At 69.6% G+C, this 16,148-nt stretch carries 15 protein-coding genes; 3 read left to right on the top strand and 12 right to left on the bottom strand.

The window, feature by feature from the left end; all coding sequences use genetic code 11:
- Window positions 1–121: 121 nt before the first annotated feature.
- Complete coding sequence (gene hisS, locus KVT45_RS23710; protein WP_217550590.1) at window positions 122–1,384, bottom strand: histidine--tRNA ligase; 1,263 nt, start codon at window positions 1,382–1,384, stop codon at window positions 122–124.
- An 11-nt stretch (window positions 1,385–1,395) separates the two neighbouring features.
- The gene (locus tag KVT45_RS23705) at window positions 1,396–2,106 is read right to left on the bottom strand and encodes an MBL fold metallo-hydrolase (protein WP_217550588.1); all 711 of its coding nucleotides are present in this window, start codon (window positions 2,104–2,106) and stop codon (window positions 1,396–1,398) included.
- Between the two features lie 180 nt (window positions 2,107–2,286).
- On the opposite strand from KVT45_RS23705, the gene KVT45_RS23700 reads away from it, so the two are divergent.
- Both KVT45_RS23700 and KVT45_RS23695 read left to right on the top strand, forming a co-directional pair.
- Window positions 2,287–3,108 carry a peptidylprolyl isomerase gene (locus KVT45_RS23700; protein WP_217550586.1) on the top strand — a complete coding sequence of 274 codons (822 nt, stop codon included), beginning with the start codon at window positions 2,287–2,289 and terminating at the stop codon, window positions 3,106–3,108.
- A gap of 135 nt (window positions 3,109–3,243) precedes the next feature.
- On the top strand, window positions 3,244–4,473 hold the full coding sequence (locus KVT45_RS23695; protein ID WP_217550584.1) for a DUF349 domain-containing protein: 1,230 nt from the start codon (window positions 3,244–3,246) through the stop codon (window positions 4,471–4,473).
- A gap of 71 nt (window positions 4,474–4,544) precedes the next feature.
- Here the strand turns inward: KVT45_RS23695 and KVT45_RS23690 are convergent, their stop codons facing one another.
- Entirely contained in the window at window positions 4,545–7,073 is a 2,529-nt protein-coding gene (locus tag KVT45_RS23690; RefSeq protein WP_217550583.1) for a bifunctional (p)ppGpp synthetase/guanosine-3',5'-bis(diphosphate) 3'-pyrophosphohydrolase, read from the bottom strand.
- 414 nt (window positions 7,074–7,487) lie between these two features.
- On the opposite strand from KVT45_RS23690, the gene KVT45_RS23685 reads away from it, so the two are divergent.
- Window positions 7,488–7,715, top strand: a complete 228-nt coding sequence (locus KVT45_RS23685) for a hypothetical protein (protein ID WP_217550581.1) — start codon at window positions 7,488–7,490, stop codon at window positions 7,713–7,715.
- Window positions 7,716–7,813: 98 nt separating this feature from the next.
- Here the strand turns inward: KVT45_RS23685 and KVT45_RS23680 are convergent, their stop codons facing one another.
- The 9 genes from KVT45_RS23680 to pdxT form a co-directional block, all read right to left on the bottom strand.
- Entirely contained in the window at window positions 7,814–8,353 is a 540-nt protein-coding gene (locus KVT45_RS23680; protein ID WP_217550579.1) for an adenine phosphoribosyltransferase, read from the bottom strand.
- Entirely contained in the window at window positions 8,350–9,459 is a 1,110-nt protein-coding gene (gene secF / locus KVT45_RS23675; RefSeq protein WP_217550577.1) for a protein translocase subunit SecF, read from the bottom strand. Before secF ends, KVT45_RS23680 begins: the two co-directional genes overlap by 4 nt.
- Window positions 9,460–9,462: 3 nt before the next feature.
- Entirely contained in the window at window positions 9,463–11,259 is a 1,797-nt protein-coding gene (gene secD, locus KVT45_RS23670; RefSeq protein ID WP_217550576.1) for a protein translocase subunit SecD, read from the bottom strand.
- A 141-nt stretch (window positions 11,260–11,400) separates the two neighbouring features.
- Window positions 11,401–11,937, bottom strand: a complete 537-nt coding sequence (yajC, locus tag KVT45_RS23665; protein ID WP_217550574.1) for a preprotein translocase subunit YajC — start codon at window positions 11,935–11,937, stop codon at window positions 11,401–11,403.
- Window positions 11,938–12,326: 389 nt separating this feature from the next.
- Window positions 12,327–13,400 carry a Holliday junction branch migration DNA helicase RuvB gene (gene ruvB, locus KVT45_RS23660; RefSeq protein WP_217550572.1) on the bottom strand — a complete coding sequence of 358 codons (1,074 nt, stop codon included), beginning with the start codon at window positions 13,398–13,400 and terminating at the stop codon, window positions 12,327–12,329.
- 27 nt (window positions 13,401–13,427) lie between these two features.
- Window positions 13,428–14,033: a Holliday junction branch migration protein RuvA gene (ruvA, locus tag KVT45_RS23655; RefSeq protein ID WP_217550570.1), complete on the bottom strand. Its 606-nt coding sequence runs from the start codon at window positions 14,031–14,033 to the stop codon at window positions 13,428–13,430.
- Complete coding sequence (gene ruvC, locus KVT45_RS23650; RefSeq protein WP_089103224.1) at window positions 14,030–14,569, bottom strand: crossover junction endodeoxyribonuclease RuvC; 540 nt, start codon at window positions 14,567–14,569, stop codon at window positions 14,030–14,032. Before ruvC ends, ruvA begins: the two co-directional genes overlap by 4 nt.
- Before the next feature lie 151 nt (window positions 14,570–14,720).
- Complete coding sequence (locus tag KVT45_RS23645; RefSeq protein ID WP_217550568.1) at window positions 14,721–15,473, bottom strand: YebC/PmpR family DNA-binding transcriptional regulator; 753 nt, start codon at window positions 15,471–15,473, stop codon at window positions 14,721–14,723.
- A gap of 52 nt (window positions 15,474–15,525) precedes the next feature.
- Complete coding sequence (gene pdxT, locus KVT45_RS23640; protein ID WP_217550567.1) at window positions 15,526–16,131, bottom strand: pyridoxal 5'-phosphate synthase glutaminase subunit PdxT; 606 nt, start codon at window positions 16,129–16,131, stop codon at window positions 15,526–15,528.
- Window positions 16,132–16,148 lie beyond the last annotated feature (17 nt).

Below are 16,148 nucleotides of genomic sequence, written 5' to 3'. Positions count from 1 at the left end.
GAATCGGCACCCGCCGAGTTGACGGTCCGCGAGACGGTACGGCACTTCGCGCACTACTGCCCGGGGCGGCGGGGGCGACGAACACCCCGGCGCCGCCCCCGGCCGACCCCTCACCCGCCGCTCAGCCCAGCCGGGACTCCAGCTCCGCCACGATCTCGTTCACACCGATCGCCGACTGCTCGCCGGACTCCATGTCCTTGAGCTGGACGACGCCCTCGGCGAGGTCCCGTTCGCCGGCGACGATCGTGTAGCGGGCGCCGCTGCGGTTGGCGTTCTTCATGGCGCCCTTGAGTCCCTTGGCGCCGTAGGAGAAGTCCGCCGCGACGCCGGCCCGGCGCAGCTCCGTGACCTTCGCGAAGAGGACGCGACGCGCCTCCTCGCCGAGCGGTACCGCGAAGACGCTGGTGGCGGACGGGATGTCGAGCTCGACGCCCTCCGCCTCCAGGGCCAGCACCGTGCGGTCGACGCCCAGCGCCCAGCCGACGGACGGAAGCGCCGGGCCACCGATCATCTCGGAGAGGCCGTCGTAGCGGCCGCCGCCGCCCACCGCGGACTGGGAGCCCAGACCGTCGTGGACGAACTCGAAGGTGGTGCGGGTGTAGTAGTCGAGGCCGCGGACCAGCTTCGGGTCGTCCTCGAAGGAGACGCCCGCGGCCGTGATCAGCTCGCGGACCTCCTCGTGGTACGCCTTGCAGGCGTCGCAGAGGTAGTCGCGCAGGAGAGGGGCGTCGCCCAGCTGCTTCTGGACCGACTCCCGCTTGTCGTCCAGGACGCGCAGGGGGTTGATCTCGGACCGGCGCAGGGTGTCCTCGTCCAGGTCCAGGCCGCGCAGGAAGTCCTGGAGGGCCGCGCGGTACACCGGGCGGCACTCCTTGTCGCCCAGGCTGTTGAGCAGGATGCGGAAGTTGCTGAGGCCCAGCGAGCGGTACGCCTGGTCGGCCAGGATGATCAGCTCGGCGTCCAGGGCCGGGTCCTCGGCACCGATCGCCTCGGCACCGACCTGCGAGAAGTGGCGGTAACGGCCCTTCTGCGGGCGCTCGTAGCGGTAGTACGAGCCGGAGTACCAGAGCTTGACGGGGAGGTTTCCGGCCTTGTGGAGGTTGGCCTCCAGAGCCGCGCGCAGGACGGAGGCGGTGCCCTCGGGGCGCAGCGCCAGCCGGTCGCCGCCCTTGGTCTCGAAGGCGTACATCTCCTTGGTGACGATGTCGGTGGACTCGCCGACACCGCGCGCGAAGAGCTCGACGTTCTCGAAGCCCGGGGTCTCGATGTAGCCGTAGCCGGAGTTGCGCAGCGGGGCGGCGATCGCCTCACGGACCGCCAGGTACTTGGCGCTGTCCGGCGGGATCAGGTCGTAGGTGCCCTTGGGGGCCTGAAAGGTGCTCACGGAAGTTCTCGTCACATTCCTCGTCGGGGAGCGTCGGCTTGCGCTCCCTGGCCGGCGGCCACCTGCCGCAGATAGGGGTTGGTGGCGCGCTCCTGACCGATGGTCGTCTGGGGGCCGTGGCCGGACAGCACCACGGTGGAGTCGTCGAGCGGCAGGCACACGCGGGCCAGCGACAGCAGCATGTCGTCCATGGAGCCGCCCGGCAGGTCCGTGCGTCCGATGGAGCCGGCGAAGAGCAGATCGCCGGAGAAGAAGACCGAGGGGATCTCGGCCGTCTCCGGCATCCGGAAGGTCACCGACCCCCTGGTATGGCCCGGCGCGTGCGCGACGGAGAACTCCAGTCCGGCCAGCGCGAGTCCCGCGCCGTCGGTCAGTTCCCTCACCTCGTCCGGCTCCCCCACCGTCAGCTCGCCCATCAGCGGCATGCCGATGGACCGGCCGAGCGCCTTCTCGGGGTCGCTCATCATGTACCGGTCCTCGGGGTGGATCCAGGCCGGTACGTCGTGCGCTCCGCACACGGGGACGACCGAGGCCACGTGGTCGATGTGGCCATGGGTGAGGACGACGGCGACGGGCTTGAGCCGATGCTTCTTCAGTGCTTCCTCGACGCCTTCGGCGGCCTGGTGGCCGGGGTCGATGATCACGCACTCCTCACCGGCGGCGGGGGCGACGAGATAACAGTTCGTCCCCCAGGCCCCGGCGGGGAACCCGGCAATGAGCACGATCGTCCTTCGTTGTGTCGATTCGAGTGGCCACAAGCTGTGGTCCAGAGCCTACCGGCGCTGCCGTTTCCTCAGCGAACCCATATACGGTACGGGGCTACACGCAGTGGTCGGCTCACACAGCGCACAGGACGCACGCGTACCGGTCGACATATACGACACGCATGAGGAGAGAACCCGGTGGTCACCCAGGAGCAGCGGCGGCGTCAGCTCGCCCGGGAGAAGTTCTTGCGGCAGCAGCAGCGGCGTACCAGCGCACGTCGCAAGTCACGCATGCGCAACTCCGTGATCGCGTCCGTGCTCGGCGTGATCGTGATCGGCAGCGTCGCGCTGTACACGACCGGCGTGCTGAAGAACGACGACAAGGCGAACGCCAGCTCGGAGACGACGCCCAGCGCCACGCCCAGTGCCAGCAAGGCGCCGGACCCGTGCGAGAAGGCCGCCGCCGGCAAGGTGCAGAAGCTGAGCTGGAAGAAGGAGCCGGCGATGACGATCGACACGTCCGCCGGCTACACGCTCAAGCTGGCGACGACGTGCGGCGACATCGGCATCGCGCTGAAGACGTCGGCGGCCCCGCACACCGTGAACTCGTTCAACTTCCTCGCGTCGAAGGGCTACTTCGACCACACGAAGTGCCACCGGCTCACCACCAACGGCATCTACGTGCTGCAGTGCGGCGACCCGACGGGCACCGGAAGCGGCGGTCCCGGGTACACGATCCCCGACGAGAACCTGAAGGACAAAAGCCTGAAGGGCGGTGTCTACCCGGCGGGTACGGTCGCGATGGCCAACACGGGCCAGAAGCACACCGGTGGCAGCCAGTTCTTCCTGGTCTACCAGGACAGCCAGTTGCCCGCCAGCTACACCCCGTTCGGCACGGTCGACGCGGCCGGACTGAAGGTCCTGAAGAAAATCGCCGCCGCCGGTGAGAGCACGGGCCAGGGTGACGGAGCCCCGAATGCAACGGTCGTGATCAACAAGGCCACGGTCGCGAAATCCTGACCACCAACTGCGAAATTTCGGTCGCGCGGGATGCGGACAGGCAACCCGCCGGTCGCCTATGTTGGCCGTGACGAAACTGTGGACGATGCCCGGGGGCGCTGAGGCCCCTCGCGGGCATCATGTGGAGGAGGCGCTGTGAGCAGCGACCCGTGGGGCCGCGTCGACGAGACGGGGACCGTGTACGTGCGTACGGCCGACGGCGAGCAGGTCGTCGGTTCCTGGCAGGCCGGCTCCCCTGACGAGGCGCTGGCCTACTTCGAGCGCAAGTACGAGGGCCTGGTTGTCGAGATCGGCCTCCTCGAAAAGCGAGTACAGACCACCGACCTGTCCGCGAAGGACGCCCAGGTCGCCATCGACCACCTGCGCGAGCAGGTGGAGGCGCACCACGCGGTCGGTGATCTGGAGGCGCTGCGGACCCGGCTCGGCGAGCTGGTGAAGACCGTCGAGTCGCGTCGCGAGGAGCGTCGGGCACAGCGTGCCAAGCAGTCCGACGAGGCTCGTCAGGCCAAGGAGGACCTGGTCGTCGAGGCGGAGCAGCTGGCCCAGTCCGACCAGTGGCGGGCGGCCGGTGAGCGGCTGCGGTCCCTGGTGGACACGTGGAAGGGCCTGCCGCGTCTGGACCGCAAGTCGGACGACGAGCTGTGGCACCGTTTCTCGCACGCCCGGTCGGCGTTCTCCAAGCGGCGCAAGGCGCACTTCGCGCAGCTCGACGCGCAGCGCGAGGACGCCCGCAAGGTCAAGGAGAAGCTGGTCGCCGAGGCCGAGGCGCTGTCGGACTCGACGGACTGGGGTCCGACGGCCGCGCGCTACCGCGAGCTGATGTCGGAGTGGAAGGCCGCCGGCCGTGCCCAGCGCGAGCACGAGGACGACCTGTGGAACCGCTTCCGCGGCGCCCAGGACGTGTTCTTCGCGGCGCGCGGGTCCGCCTTCGCCGAGCGGGACGCGGAGCAGACGGAGAACCTGAAGCTGAAGGAGGAGCTGGCCGCCGAGGCCGAGAAGCTCCTGCCGATCGGTGACCTGAAGACCGCGCGGTCCGCCTTCCGCTCGATCAACGAGCGGTGGGAGGCCATCGGTCACGTCCCCCGCGACGCGCGTCCGAAGGTCGAGGGCCGGATGCACACGGTCGACCGGGCCATCCAGGAGGCCGAGGAGGCCGAGTGGCGGCGGACCAACCCGGAGGCACGCGCGCGTGCCGCGGGTCTGACCGGCCAGCTGCAGGCCGCCGTGGACAAGCTGGGGACGCAGATCGAGCAGGCCCGTGCCCAGGGCAACGCGTCGAAGGCGGAGAAGCTGGAGCGTGAGCTGGAGGGCCGCCAGGCGCTCCTGGACCAGGCTCTGAAGGGCCTGCAGGAGTTCGGCGGCTAGTTTCCCCCCGACACCGAGAGGGGCCCCGTACGCGGCGTACGGGGCCCCTCTCGTCGTATACCCGGCTGCCGCTACGACCGGTTGCGCGCCGAGGTGACCCGGTAGACGTCGTACACGCCCTCCACGCCCCGTACGGCCTTCAGGACGTGGCCCAGGTGCTTGGGGTCGCCCATCTCGAAGGTGAAGCGGGAGGTGGCCACCCGGTCGCGGGAGGTCTGGACGGCCGCGGAGAGGATGTTGACGTGCTGGTCGGACAGGACGCGGGTGACGTCCGACAGCAGTCGGGAGCGGTCCAGGGCCTCGACCTGGATGGCGACCAGGAAGACCGAGGACTGGGTGGGCGCCCACTCGACGTCGAGGATGCGCTCGGGCTCGCGGGACAGTGACTCCACGTTGACGCAGTCGCTGCGGTGAACCGATACACCGCTACCGCGCGTGACGAAGCCGATGATCGGGTCGCCGGGCACCGGCGTACAGCAGCGGGCCAGCTTGACCCAGACGTCGTCGACGCCCTTCACGACCACGCCGGGGTCCTGGTTGCTGCGCCGCTTGCTGCGGCGGCCGCGGGTCGGCGGGACCGCCTCGTCGATCTCCTCGGTGGCCGCCTCCTCGCCGCCGAGCGCCTGCACCAGCTTCTGCACGACGTTCTGCGCGGCCACGTGGCCCTCGCCGATCGCCGCGTACAGCGAGGAGATGTCCGGATAGCGCATCTCGTGCGCCAGCGTGACCAGCGAGTCGCCGGTGAGGATGCGCTGGATCGGCAGGTTCTGCTTGCGCATCGCGCGGACGATGGCGTCCTTGCCCTGCTCGATCGCCTCGTCCCGGCGCTCCTTGGAGAACCAGCCCCGGATCTTGTTGCGGGCGCGCGGTGACTTGACGAAGCCGAGCCAGTCGCGGGAGGGGCCGGCGCCGGGTGCCTTGGAGGTGAAGACCTCGACCAGGTCGCCGTTGTCCAGCGTCGATTCGAGCGGCACCAGGCGGCCGTTGACCCGCGCGCCTATCGTCCGGTGGCCGACCTCGGTGTGGACGGCGTACGCGAAGTCGACGGGGGTGGCCCCCGCCGGGAGCGCTATGACGTCGCCCTTGGGCGTGAAGACGAAGACCTCGTTGCGGGACAGGTCGAAGCGCAGGGACTCCAGGAACTCGCTGGGGTCCTCGGTCTCCTTCTGCCAGTCCAGCAACTGCCGCAGCCACGCCATGTCGTTGAGGTGGTCGTCCTTGCCCTTGCCGGACGACTTCGGCACGTCGGTGCGGACCTTGGAGGCGCCGGCGACGGCCTCCTGCTTGTACTTCCAGTGCGCGGCGATGCCGTACTCAGCGCGGCGGTGCATGTCGAACGTACGGATCTGGAGTTCGACCGGCTTGCCGTTGGGGCCGATGACCGTCGTGTGCAGCGACTGGTACATGTTGAACTTGGGCATCGCGATGTAGTCCTTGAAGCGCCCCGGAACCGGGTTCCAGCGCGCGTGGACGGTGCCCAGGGCCGCGTAGCAGTCGCGGACGGTGTCCACCAGGACGCGGATGCCCACCAGGTCGTAGATCTCCGCGAAGTCCCGGCCGCGGACGATCATCTTCTGGTAGACGCTGTAGTAGTGCTTCGGGCGGCCGGTGACGGTCGCCTTGATCCGGGCGGCCCGCAGGTCGGCCTGGACCTCGTCGGTCACTATGGCCAGGTATTCGTCGCGCTTCGGGGCGCGCTCGGCGACCAGCCGGACGATCTCGTCGTACATCTTGGGGTAGAGGATCGCGAACGCGAGGTCCTCAAGTTCCCACTTGATGGTGTTCATGCCCAGCCGGTGGGCGAGCGGCGCGTAGATCTCGAGGGTCTCGCGCGCCTTCTTCTCCTGCTTCTCGCGCTTGAGGTAGCGCATGGTGCGCATGTTGTGCAGGCGGTCGGCGAGCTTGATGACCAGGACGCGCGGGTCCTTGGCCATGGCGACGACCATCTTGCGCACGGTCTCGGCCTGCGCGGCCTCGCCGAACTTGACCTTGTCCAGCTTGGTCACGCCGTCGACGAGCAGCGCGACGACGTCGCCGAAGTCGCGGCGCAGGTCCTCCAGGCCGTACTCGGTGTCCTCGACGGTGTCGTGCAGCAGGCCCGCCATCAGGGTCGCCGGGTCCATGCCCAGCTCGGCGAGGATGGTGGTCACCGCGAGCGGGTGGGTGATGTACGGGTCGCCGCTCTTGCGCTTCTGGCCGCGGTGCCAGCGCTCGGCGACCTGGTAGGCGCGCTCGATCTGGCGCAGGGTGGCGTTCTCGATCTTGGGGTCGTTGCTGCGGACTATGCGCAGCAGCGGCTCCAGGACCGGGTTGTACGGGTTCGCGCGCTGCACGCCGAGGCGGGCCAGGCGGGCGCGGACGCGGTTGGAGGAGCCGGAGCGCGCGGGCTGGCCGGTGTTGGGGCGGGCCGCCGGACGCTCGGAAGGGGCCGGTTTGGGGCGCGAGGACTCCGCCGACTTCTCGGCCGGCGCGGACTGGGCGTGCTCGACCGGCCCACGGGTGTCGTTCTTCGTCTGCGACACGTTCGGCGCGGGCTTGGCCGCGGGGGCCGAGGCGGGCTCGGGCTTGGCGGCGGTAAGTGGCTGGGCCTCGTCTGGCAAGAGGGCTCCTCGTGCGCGATCCGGGTCCCCGGTCAGGCTCCGGATGACCCATGGTAGCGATCCCGGGCTCCGGGATCGCCTTCAGGCCGAAGTGAGAGCGGTCCACCGGGGTAACACGGGCGGCTGCCACCGGATTCCCTATCCCTGCAACAGAACCCGGAAACCCTCTTCCGAAAACTCGCCAATTGGACAGATCGGGAAAATCGAGACCATTAATTCTGTTGACTCGAACATCAGCCGCTACATAAGATCCACTTCGACCCGGAAGCGGAAGAAATTGACCTATTCCGCTTTCAAAGAAAAAGAAACGGGATGAGCATGAGAATGTTCGGAAAGACAGTGGCTGCTGCGGCTCTGGCCGTGGGTATGAGCGCGGCTTTCGCGCTTCCCGCGCAGGCTGCGACCGCGGCCCCCATGTCGACGCACCGAGGTAGCTCGGGGTGCTTCAACTGGTCTTGGGCGGACGGCACCACCACGACCACCATCTACTACCACAACACGTGCAGCACGACGCAGCACCTGTGCGTGTGGTGGAAGGACGGTGCGGAGAACAACCTGCACCGCATCACCGCTGCGGGCGACGAGAAGGGACACCTCAAGGAGCCCGGCACCATCATAACCAACGACATCGAGGACTGCTGATTTCGAAATCAGCCGGATTCCGTGAATAGCACGGAAAAATGAAGCGGCCCCGGGTGCGCATTGAATCGCACCCGGGGCTACGTCGTCTCCATCTCCGCTCAGATGGTGAGCACGGCCTCCAAGGGGGCGCCCTTGAGGGCGGATTCCAGACGGGCCCGTCCGCCCAGGAAGCCCAGCTCCATCAGGACCGCGACGCCCGCGACCTCGGCGCCGGCGCGGTGGATCAGCCGGATCGAGGCCTCGGCGGTGCCGCCGGTGGCGAGCACGTCGTCGACGACCATGACGCGGTCGCCCGCGGACAGGTCCTCGGCGTGCACCTCGATCTCGGCGGAGCCGTACTCCAGCTCGTAGGCCTGCCGGAGGGTGGCTCCGGGGAGCTTGCCCGCCTTGCGCACGGGGATGAAGCCGAGCCCGGCCCGCACGGCGACCGGGGCACCCAGGATGAAGCCCCGCGCCTCCAGGCCGACGACCTTGGTGGCGCCGGTCTCGGCGGCGATCCCGGCGAGTGCGTCGGTGAGCGCGGTGAACGCGGCAGGGTCCGCGAGCAGCGGCGTGATGTCCTTGAACATCACGCCCTGCTCCGGGTAGTCCTCGACGTCCCGGATGCGGCTGAGCAGCAGCTCCTTGATGTCGGTCATCGGCGCTTCCCCGAGGGCCGGCCGCGGCCGCCCCGGTTACGGGACGCGGGCTGGTTGCGCGGGCCGACGACGGCCGGAGCGGCGTCCTCGGCGTCCTCGGAGCCGCCGACCCGGACCTCGGCCATCTCCTCCTCGGCGGCGGCCTGGGCGCGCTTGGCGAGGACGCGCTTCTTCAGGGCCTTCATCTGCGGCTCGGCCTCCTTGAGGTCGGCGACGAGCGGCGTGGCGATGAAGATCGAGGAGTAGGCGCCGGCGGCGAGACCGACGAACAGCGACAGCGAGATGTCGTTGAGCGTGCCCGCGCCGAGGAAGCCGCCGCCGATGAACAGCAGGCCCGCGACCGGCAGCAGTGCGACGACCGTGGTGTTGATCGAACGGACCAGGGTGCCGTTGATCGAGTGGTTGGCGATGTCGCTGTAGGTGAAGCGGGTCTGCTTGGTGATGTCCTTCGTCTGCTCCTTGAGGCTGTCGAAGACGACGACCGTGTCGTAGAGCGAGTAACCGAGGATCGTCAGCAGACCGATGACCGTGCCGGGCGTGACCTCGAAGCCGACCAGGGCGTAGATACCGGTCGTGATGGTGATGTCGTGGATCAGCGCGACCAGGGCCGCGAGCGCCATCCGCCACTCGAAGGCGATCGCCAGGTAGATCACCACGAGGACCATGAAGATGCCGAGGCCCTCCCAGGCCTTGTTGGCGATCTCGTCACCCCAGCTCGGGCCGACCAGGTCGGAGTTGATGGACTCGGGGTCCACCTTCATCTCCGTGGCCAGCTTGGCCTTGGTCGCGTCCGACTTCGCGGTGTCCATGCCGGCGATCTGGATGCGCAGACCGCCCGTGCCGAGCTTCTGCACGACCGCGTCGTGGCCGGAGGCCTCCTTCGCGTAGGTCTCCGCCTGGGACACCGAGACACTGGTCTTCGAGGTGGTGAAGACGGCGCCGCCCTGGAAGTCGATGCCCATGTTCAGGCCGCGCACCGCCAGGCCGACGATGGCCGTGATGGTGATCAGGATGGAGACGCCGTACCAGATCTTGCGCTTGCCGATGAAGTCGTAGCTGATCTCGCCGCGGTGGAGTCGGGCGCCGAGGTTGCCGAGTTTCGACATCGCTCACGCTTCCTTCGGGTCGACGGGACCGGCGACGGGGCCGGCGGGACGGCGGGTGCGGCGCAGCGGCGCCTTGGCGCCCAGGCCCTTCGGGTCGAGCCCGGACCACTTGTGGCCGCTCGCGAAGAACTTACGCCGGGCGAGGAGCGTCATCAGCGGCTTGGTGAAGAAGAAGACGACGACCACGTCCAGCACGGTGGTCAGACCGAGGGTGAACGCGAAGCCCTGCACCTTGCCGACGGTCACGATGAACAGCACGGCGGCGGCCAGGAACGACACGAAGTCGGAGACCAGGATGGTGCGCCGGGCACGCGGCCAGGCCCGCTCGACGGCGGGGCGCAGCGTGCGGCCCTCGCGGATCTCGTCCCGGATGCGTTCGAAGAACACGATGAACGAGTCCGCTGTGATGCCGATCGCGACGATCGCACCGCAGACGGCCGGCAGGTTGAGCGCGAAGTGGATCGTGGGGCCGAGCAGCGACATGATCGTGTAGGTGAGGGCCGCGGACACCAGCAGCGAGGGGATCGCGACGAGCGACAGACCGCGGTAGAAGGCCACCAGGTAGATGATGACGAGCGCGAGACCGATGGCACCGGCAAGCAGACCGGCGTGCAGCTGCTGGCCGCCGAGGGCGGCAGTGACGGTGGTGACGCTCTCCGTGCGGAAGGAGAGCGGGAGGGCGCCGTACGACAGCACGTTCGCCAGGCTCTGGGCCTCGGTCTGGGTGAAGCTGCCGGAGATCTCCGCGGAGCCGCCGGTGATGGACTGGCTCACGGTCGGGCTGGAGACGACCTCGCCGTCGAGGACGATGCCGAACTCGTTCGTCGGCTGGGAGGCGTTCTTGGCGAGCTCGCCGGTGACGTCCGCGAACTTCTTGGATCCGCTGCCGGTGAAGGTCATCTGGACCTGCCAGCCGGAGGCGCCCTGCGTGTCGAAGACGGCCTGGGCCTTCTTGACGTCGGTGCCGTCGACGCGGGCCGGGCCGAGGACGTACTTGTACCAGACATCGTCGATCTTGCCGCAGGCCACGGTGGTGTCGCTCGGCTTGGCGGACTTGCCGGCCGTGGCGCGCTGGGTGGTCTTGGAGCAGTCCAGCGCGGTGTACTCGGCCTCCAGCTTCGAGGCCGCGGCGGAGGCGCTCGCGTCGGCCGAGGAGGTGGCGGAGGGGCTCGCCGACGAGGAGGCGGACGCCGAGGACGAAGCCGTGGAGCCGGCCTTCAGGGCGTCGGTGACCGCGCGGCCCTGGGAGGTGGCCGAGGACGACGGCGAGGCGGAGGACGACCCGGTCGCCTTCTGGGACGACGACGCGCTGCTCGACGGGGAGGTACTCGGGGAGGCGCTGGAGCTGCCGCTGGCGGACGCGCTCGGGGAGGCGCTGGCCGTGGCGCCGGCGCTGGCTTCCTGGGCCAGGACCGGGCGGAAGTACAGCTTCGCGGTGGTGCCGACCTGCTTGCGGGCCTCTGCGGAGTTGGTGCCCTTGGGGATGTTGACGATGATGTTCTTTGAGCCCTGGGTCTGGACCTCCGTCTCGGATACGCCCAGACCGTTGACACGACGGTTCATGATCGCGACCGCGGTGTCCATGTTGGTCTTGTTGATCGCGTTGGGCTGGCCCGGCTCGTTCTCCGCCTGAAGCGTGATGCTCGTACCACCGGCCAGGTCGATACCGAGACGCGGAGTGGTGTTTCCGGAGGCGAACATTCCTCCGGTGAGCGCCGCGATGGCGATCAGGATGAGGGCCAGCGAGCGCCCTGGCTTGCTCTGGGCGCTCGCGCTCCGGCCCCTCTTAGGTGCTGCCACCTTCTCGTACTCCCTCTCGGGCCGCCGCGCGCCTGGTCGGTGCGGTCGGCCATCACATGGTGTCGGGATCCCGTGCGGGAAACAGACGCGCCCGGGGCACGGGGTGCGCGTGGGACGCGCGCACCGCTCCCCGGGTCACGGCTACTTCGCGTCGGAGTCGCCGTCGGTCTTCTTCGGCTCTTCGTCAGCCTTCGCCTCGGCGGTCGCGGCCTCCTCGGCCGGTCCGTCGGTCTTGTCCTCCGCGTCCTCCGTCTTGTCCTCGGCGGCGTCCTTCTTCCCGAGGTCGACGGCCTTGTCGTCGGAGGCGGCGGCAGCGTCGGCGGACTCGCCGTCGGTCTCGGTGAGGGAGGAGGCGTCGTCCGGGACGACGTCGGCGTCGGACTTCAGGTCGTGCTCGACGCCGTGCACGATGCGGTTGTACTCGTCGTCCGTGAGGATGGCGCCGATCGAGTTCTTCGCGAAGAGGAGGTCGACGCCCGGGCCGGCGTCGAGGAGGACCGTGTCCTCGTTCACTTCCTTGACCGTCGCGTACATGCCCCCGATGGTGCGGACCCCGTTGCCGGGCTGGATCTCGTTCCGCATCTGCGTGGCCTGCTGCTGACGCTTCCTGGTGGAACGCGTCATCAGGAACATGGCCGCGATGAGGACGATGAACACGAGAAGAGGCAAGCTATTCACGGGACGGAATTTCCTTCGCGCAGCCGCGGCGGTGAGCGGCCTGGATGATGGGGGTGTGGTCGGCGCCGCCCGCAAAGGCGGCATCGGCGGAGTCTAAGCGAGTCCGCGCGCATGGAACAACGCTCAGCATGGCACCTGGGTTCCTGGGCCCGCCAATGCCCCGCCGTCACGAAGCGATCACGTCTGCGGCCGAGGCCTGGTCGAAGGGCGACGGGGTGTCCCGGCCGTGACTGCGGACACCGGGGCCGCTCCCAGGATACGGCGTGCGCTGCACGTTCCCCTCGGTAACGGCCCGGATGCCGGACGTGCGCACGGTCGGGGTCCGGCTGACCGCGGGCCGGACGCCCGGAGCACGGCCCGGCCACCGGCGAACCGTCGCCGCGCCCGCGTCAGGTGCCGAACAGGTCCTGCTGGCCGGTTCCGCCCGCCGCGCCGCGCGGGGCGGTCAGACCCAGGTGGGCCCAGGCGGCGGGGGTGGCGACGCGGCCGCGCGGGGTGCGGGCCAGCAGGCCCTCGCGGACCAGGAAGGGCTCCGCGACCTCCTCGACCGTCTCGCGCTCCTCCCCCACCGCCACCGCAAGCGTGGACAGGCCGACCGGGCCGCCGCCGAACAGCTTGAGCAGGGCCTCCAGGACGGCGCGGTCCAGCCGGTCCAGGCCGCGCTCGTCCACCTCGTAGACGGCGAGCGCCGCGTGCGCGATCTCGCGTGTGATCAGCCCGTCCGCCTTGACCTGGGCGTAGTCGCGGACCCGGCGCAGCAGCCGGTTGGCGATGCGGGGCGTGCCGCGCGAGCGGCCGGCGATCTCGGCGGCGCCGGCCGGCTCGATCTCGACGTCCAGCAGATTCGCCGAGCGGTGCACGACCCGCTCCAGCTCGCGCGGTTCGTAGAACTCCATGTGCGCGGTGAAGCCGAAGCGGTCGCGCAGCGGGGGCGGCAGCAGGCCCGCGCGCGTGGTGGCGCCGACCAGGGTGAACGGCGGCAGTTCGAGGGGGATGGCGGTGGCACCCGGGCCCTTGCCGACGATCACGTCGACGCGGAAGTCCTCCATCGCCATGTACAGCATCTCCTCGGCGGGCCGCGACATGCGGTGGATCTCGTCGAGGAAGAGCACCTCGCCCTCCTGGAGGGAGGAGAGGATCGCGGCCAGGTCGCCGGCGTGCTGGATGGCGGGGCCCGAGGTGATGCGGATCGGGGCGCCCATCTCGGCCGCGATGATCAGGGAGAGGGTGGTCTTGCCCAGGCCGGGGGCGCCGGAGAGCAGCACGTGGTCGGCGGTGGCGCCACGCGCGCGTGCGGCGCGCAGCACCAGGTCGAGCTGCTCGCGGACCTTCTCCTGGCCGATGAACTCGCCCAGGTCCTTGGGGCGCAGGGCGGCCTCGACGGCCTGGTCCTCACGGTCGGCGACGGCGCCCACCAGCCGCTCCGCGTCGGCGCCGGTATCGGTCGTGTCGTCCCAGTTCATAAGTGATGTGCCTCAGCGGTGGTGGGGTCAGCGGGCGCGGTTGAGGGTCTGCAGGGCCGCCTTGAGCAGCGGGCCGACCTGGGGCGGGCCCCCGGCGGCCTCGGCCTGCGGGGCGACGGCGGTGACGGCCTCGTCGGCCTCCCGGGTCGCGTAGCCGAGCCCGATCAGGGCGGCGTGCAGCTGATCGCGCCAGCCCTGGCTGATCGGCGCACCGATCGCGGGAGCGCCGATCGGCTCGCCGAGCCGGTCCTTGAGTTCGAGGAGCAGCTTCTGCGCGCCCTTCTTGCCGATGCCGGGGACGGCGATCAGCGCCTTCTCGTCACCCGTGGCGACCGCGCGGCGCAGCGCGTCCGGGTTGTGCACGGCGAGCATCGCCTGGGCGAGCCGCGGGCCGACCCCGCTCGCCGTCTGCAGCAGCTCGAAGGTCTGGCGTTCATCGTCGTCCACGAAGCCGTACAGCGTGAGCGAGTCCTCGCGTACGACCAGGGAGGTGGCGAGTTTGGTCTGCTGGCCCATGCGCAGCCCGGACAGGGTGTTGGGGGTGCACTGGACGGCGATGCCGATCCCGCCCACCTCGACGACCGCGGAGTCCGGGGCGAGGGCGGCGATCGGGCCGCTGACGAAGGCGATCATGCCGTACGGCCTTTCGTTGCGTTGGCTGCGTGCAGGGCGACGGCCTGCTGGAGTCGGTTCTGTGCGGGGGCGCGCCAGATGTGGCAGATGGCGAGCGCGAGGGCGTCGGCGGCGTCGGCGGGCTTGGGCGGGGCGCTCAGTCTGAGCAGCCGGGTGACCATCGCGCCGACCTGGGCCTTGTCGGCGCGTCCGGAGCCGGTGACGGCGGCCTTGACCTCGCTGGGGGTGTGCAGGGCGACGGGGATGCCCCGGCGGGCGGCGCACAGCATGGCGACGGCGCTGGCCTGGGCGGTGCCCATCACGGTCCGTACGTTGTGCTGGCTGAACACCCGTTCCACGGCGACGAATTCGGGCCGGTGCTCGTCCAGCCACTGCTCGATGCCCTGCTCGATGGCGACAAGCCGATGACCGAGTTCGGCGTCCGCCGGCGTCCGTACGACCCCCACGCCGACCATGGTGAGCGGCCGCCCGGCGACGCCCTCGACGACACCGACACCACACCGGGTCAGCCCGGGGTCCACCCCCAGTACGCGCACGCGCCCCCCTCCCTTCGGTCTCCCCCAGCTGTCGCTGGGAGGTGCCCCCAGTTTGTGCAGGCTAGCGGGTGCCACCGACAACGGCCGACATGACGACGGGCCGACGGGTGTGTCCCGTCGGCCCGCTCGGTCGGCTCAGCCCGCGGCGGCGTTACGCGTCGACCTTCTCCATGATCTCGTCGCTCACGTCGAAGTTGGCGAAGACGTTCTGCACGTCGTCGCTGTCCTCGAGGGCGTCGATCAGCTTGAAGATCTTCTTGGCGCCTTCCTCGTCCAGCTCGACCTGCATGGTCGGGACGAAGTTGGCCTCGGCGGAGTCGTAGTCGATCCCGGAGTCCTGGAGCGCGGTGCGGACCGCGACCATGTCGGTGGCCTCGCTGAGCACCTCGAAGGACTCGCCCAGGTCGTTGACCTCCTCGGCGCCCGCGTCCAGGACGGCACCCAGGACGTCGTCCTCGGACAGCTCGCCCTTGGGGACGATCACGACGCCCTTGCGGTTGAAGAGGTACGACACCGAGCCCGGGTCGGCCATGGAGCCGCCGTTGCGGGTCATGGCGACGCGCACGTCGGAGGCGGCGCGGTTGCGGTTGTCGGTGAGGCACTCGATGAGCACCGCGACGCCGTTCGGGCCGTAGCCCTCGTACATGATCGTCTCGTAGTCGGCGCCGCCGGCCTCGAGACCGCCGCCGCGCTTGACCGCGGAGTCGATGTTCTTGTTCGGGACGGACTGCTTCTTCGCCTTCTGGATGGCGTCGTAGAGAGTCGGGTTGCCCTCGATGTCGACGCCGCCCATACGGGCCGCGACCTCGATGTTCTTGATCAGCTTCGCGAAGAGCTTGCCGCGCTTGGCATCGATCACGGCCTTCTTGTGCTTCGTCGTAGCCCATTTAGAGTGGCCGGACATCTGCCTGTCTCCTTCGCGTAACCCATCCAAACAACGAACGCCAGAGATCCTACTAGGACTCGGTCGCCCGCTTCGCGTGCACCATGTCGACGAACAGGGCGTGCACGCGGTGGTCGCCGGTCAGTTCCGGGTGGAACGACGTGGCGAGCGCGTTGCCCTGGCGGACCGCGACGATGTGGCCGTCGTGCTCGGCGAGCACCTCGGCCCCGGCGCCGACGGACTCGACCCAGGGGGCGCGGATGAAGACGCCTTCTACAGGATCGCCGTCGATGCCGCGTACGTCGACCGACGCCTCGAACGACTCGTTCTGCCGCCCGAAGGCGTTGCGCCGCACGATCATGTCGATGCCGCCGATGGTCTCCTGGCCCGAGCGCGGGTCGAGGATCTTGTCGGCGAGCATGATCATGCCGGCGCAGGTGCCGTAGACGGGCATTCCGGCCCGCACGCGCGCGCGGAGGGGCTCCATCACGCCGAACAGGACGGCCAGCTTGGAGATGGTGGTGGACTCGCCGCCGGGGATGACGAGGCCGTCCACCTCGGCGAGTTCCTCGGGGCGCCTGACCGGCCTGGCCACGGCGTCTGCCGCGGCCAGGGCGATGAGGTGCTCCCGTACGTCGCCCTGGAGGGCCAGGACGCCTATGACAGGTGCGTCGGTCATGTGTGCGAAACCCTTTG

This window comes from Streptomyces sp. GbtcB6 (assembly GCF_019091475.1).
Taxonomy (GTDB): domain Bacteria; phylum Actinomycetota; class Actinomycetes; order Streptomycetales; family Streptomycetaceae; genus Streptomyces; species Streptomyces hyaluromycini.
Note: the sequence above shows the minus strand (reverse complement) of the source record. Positions and strands in the feature narration are given on the sequence as shown.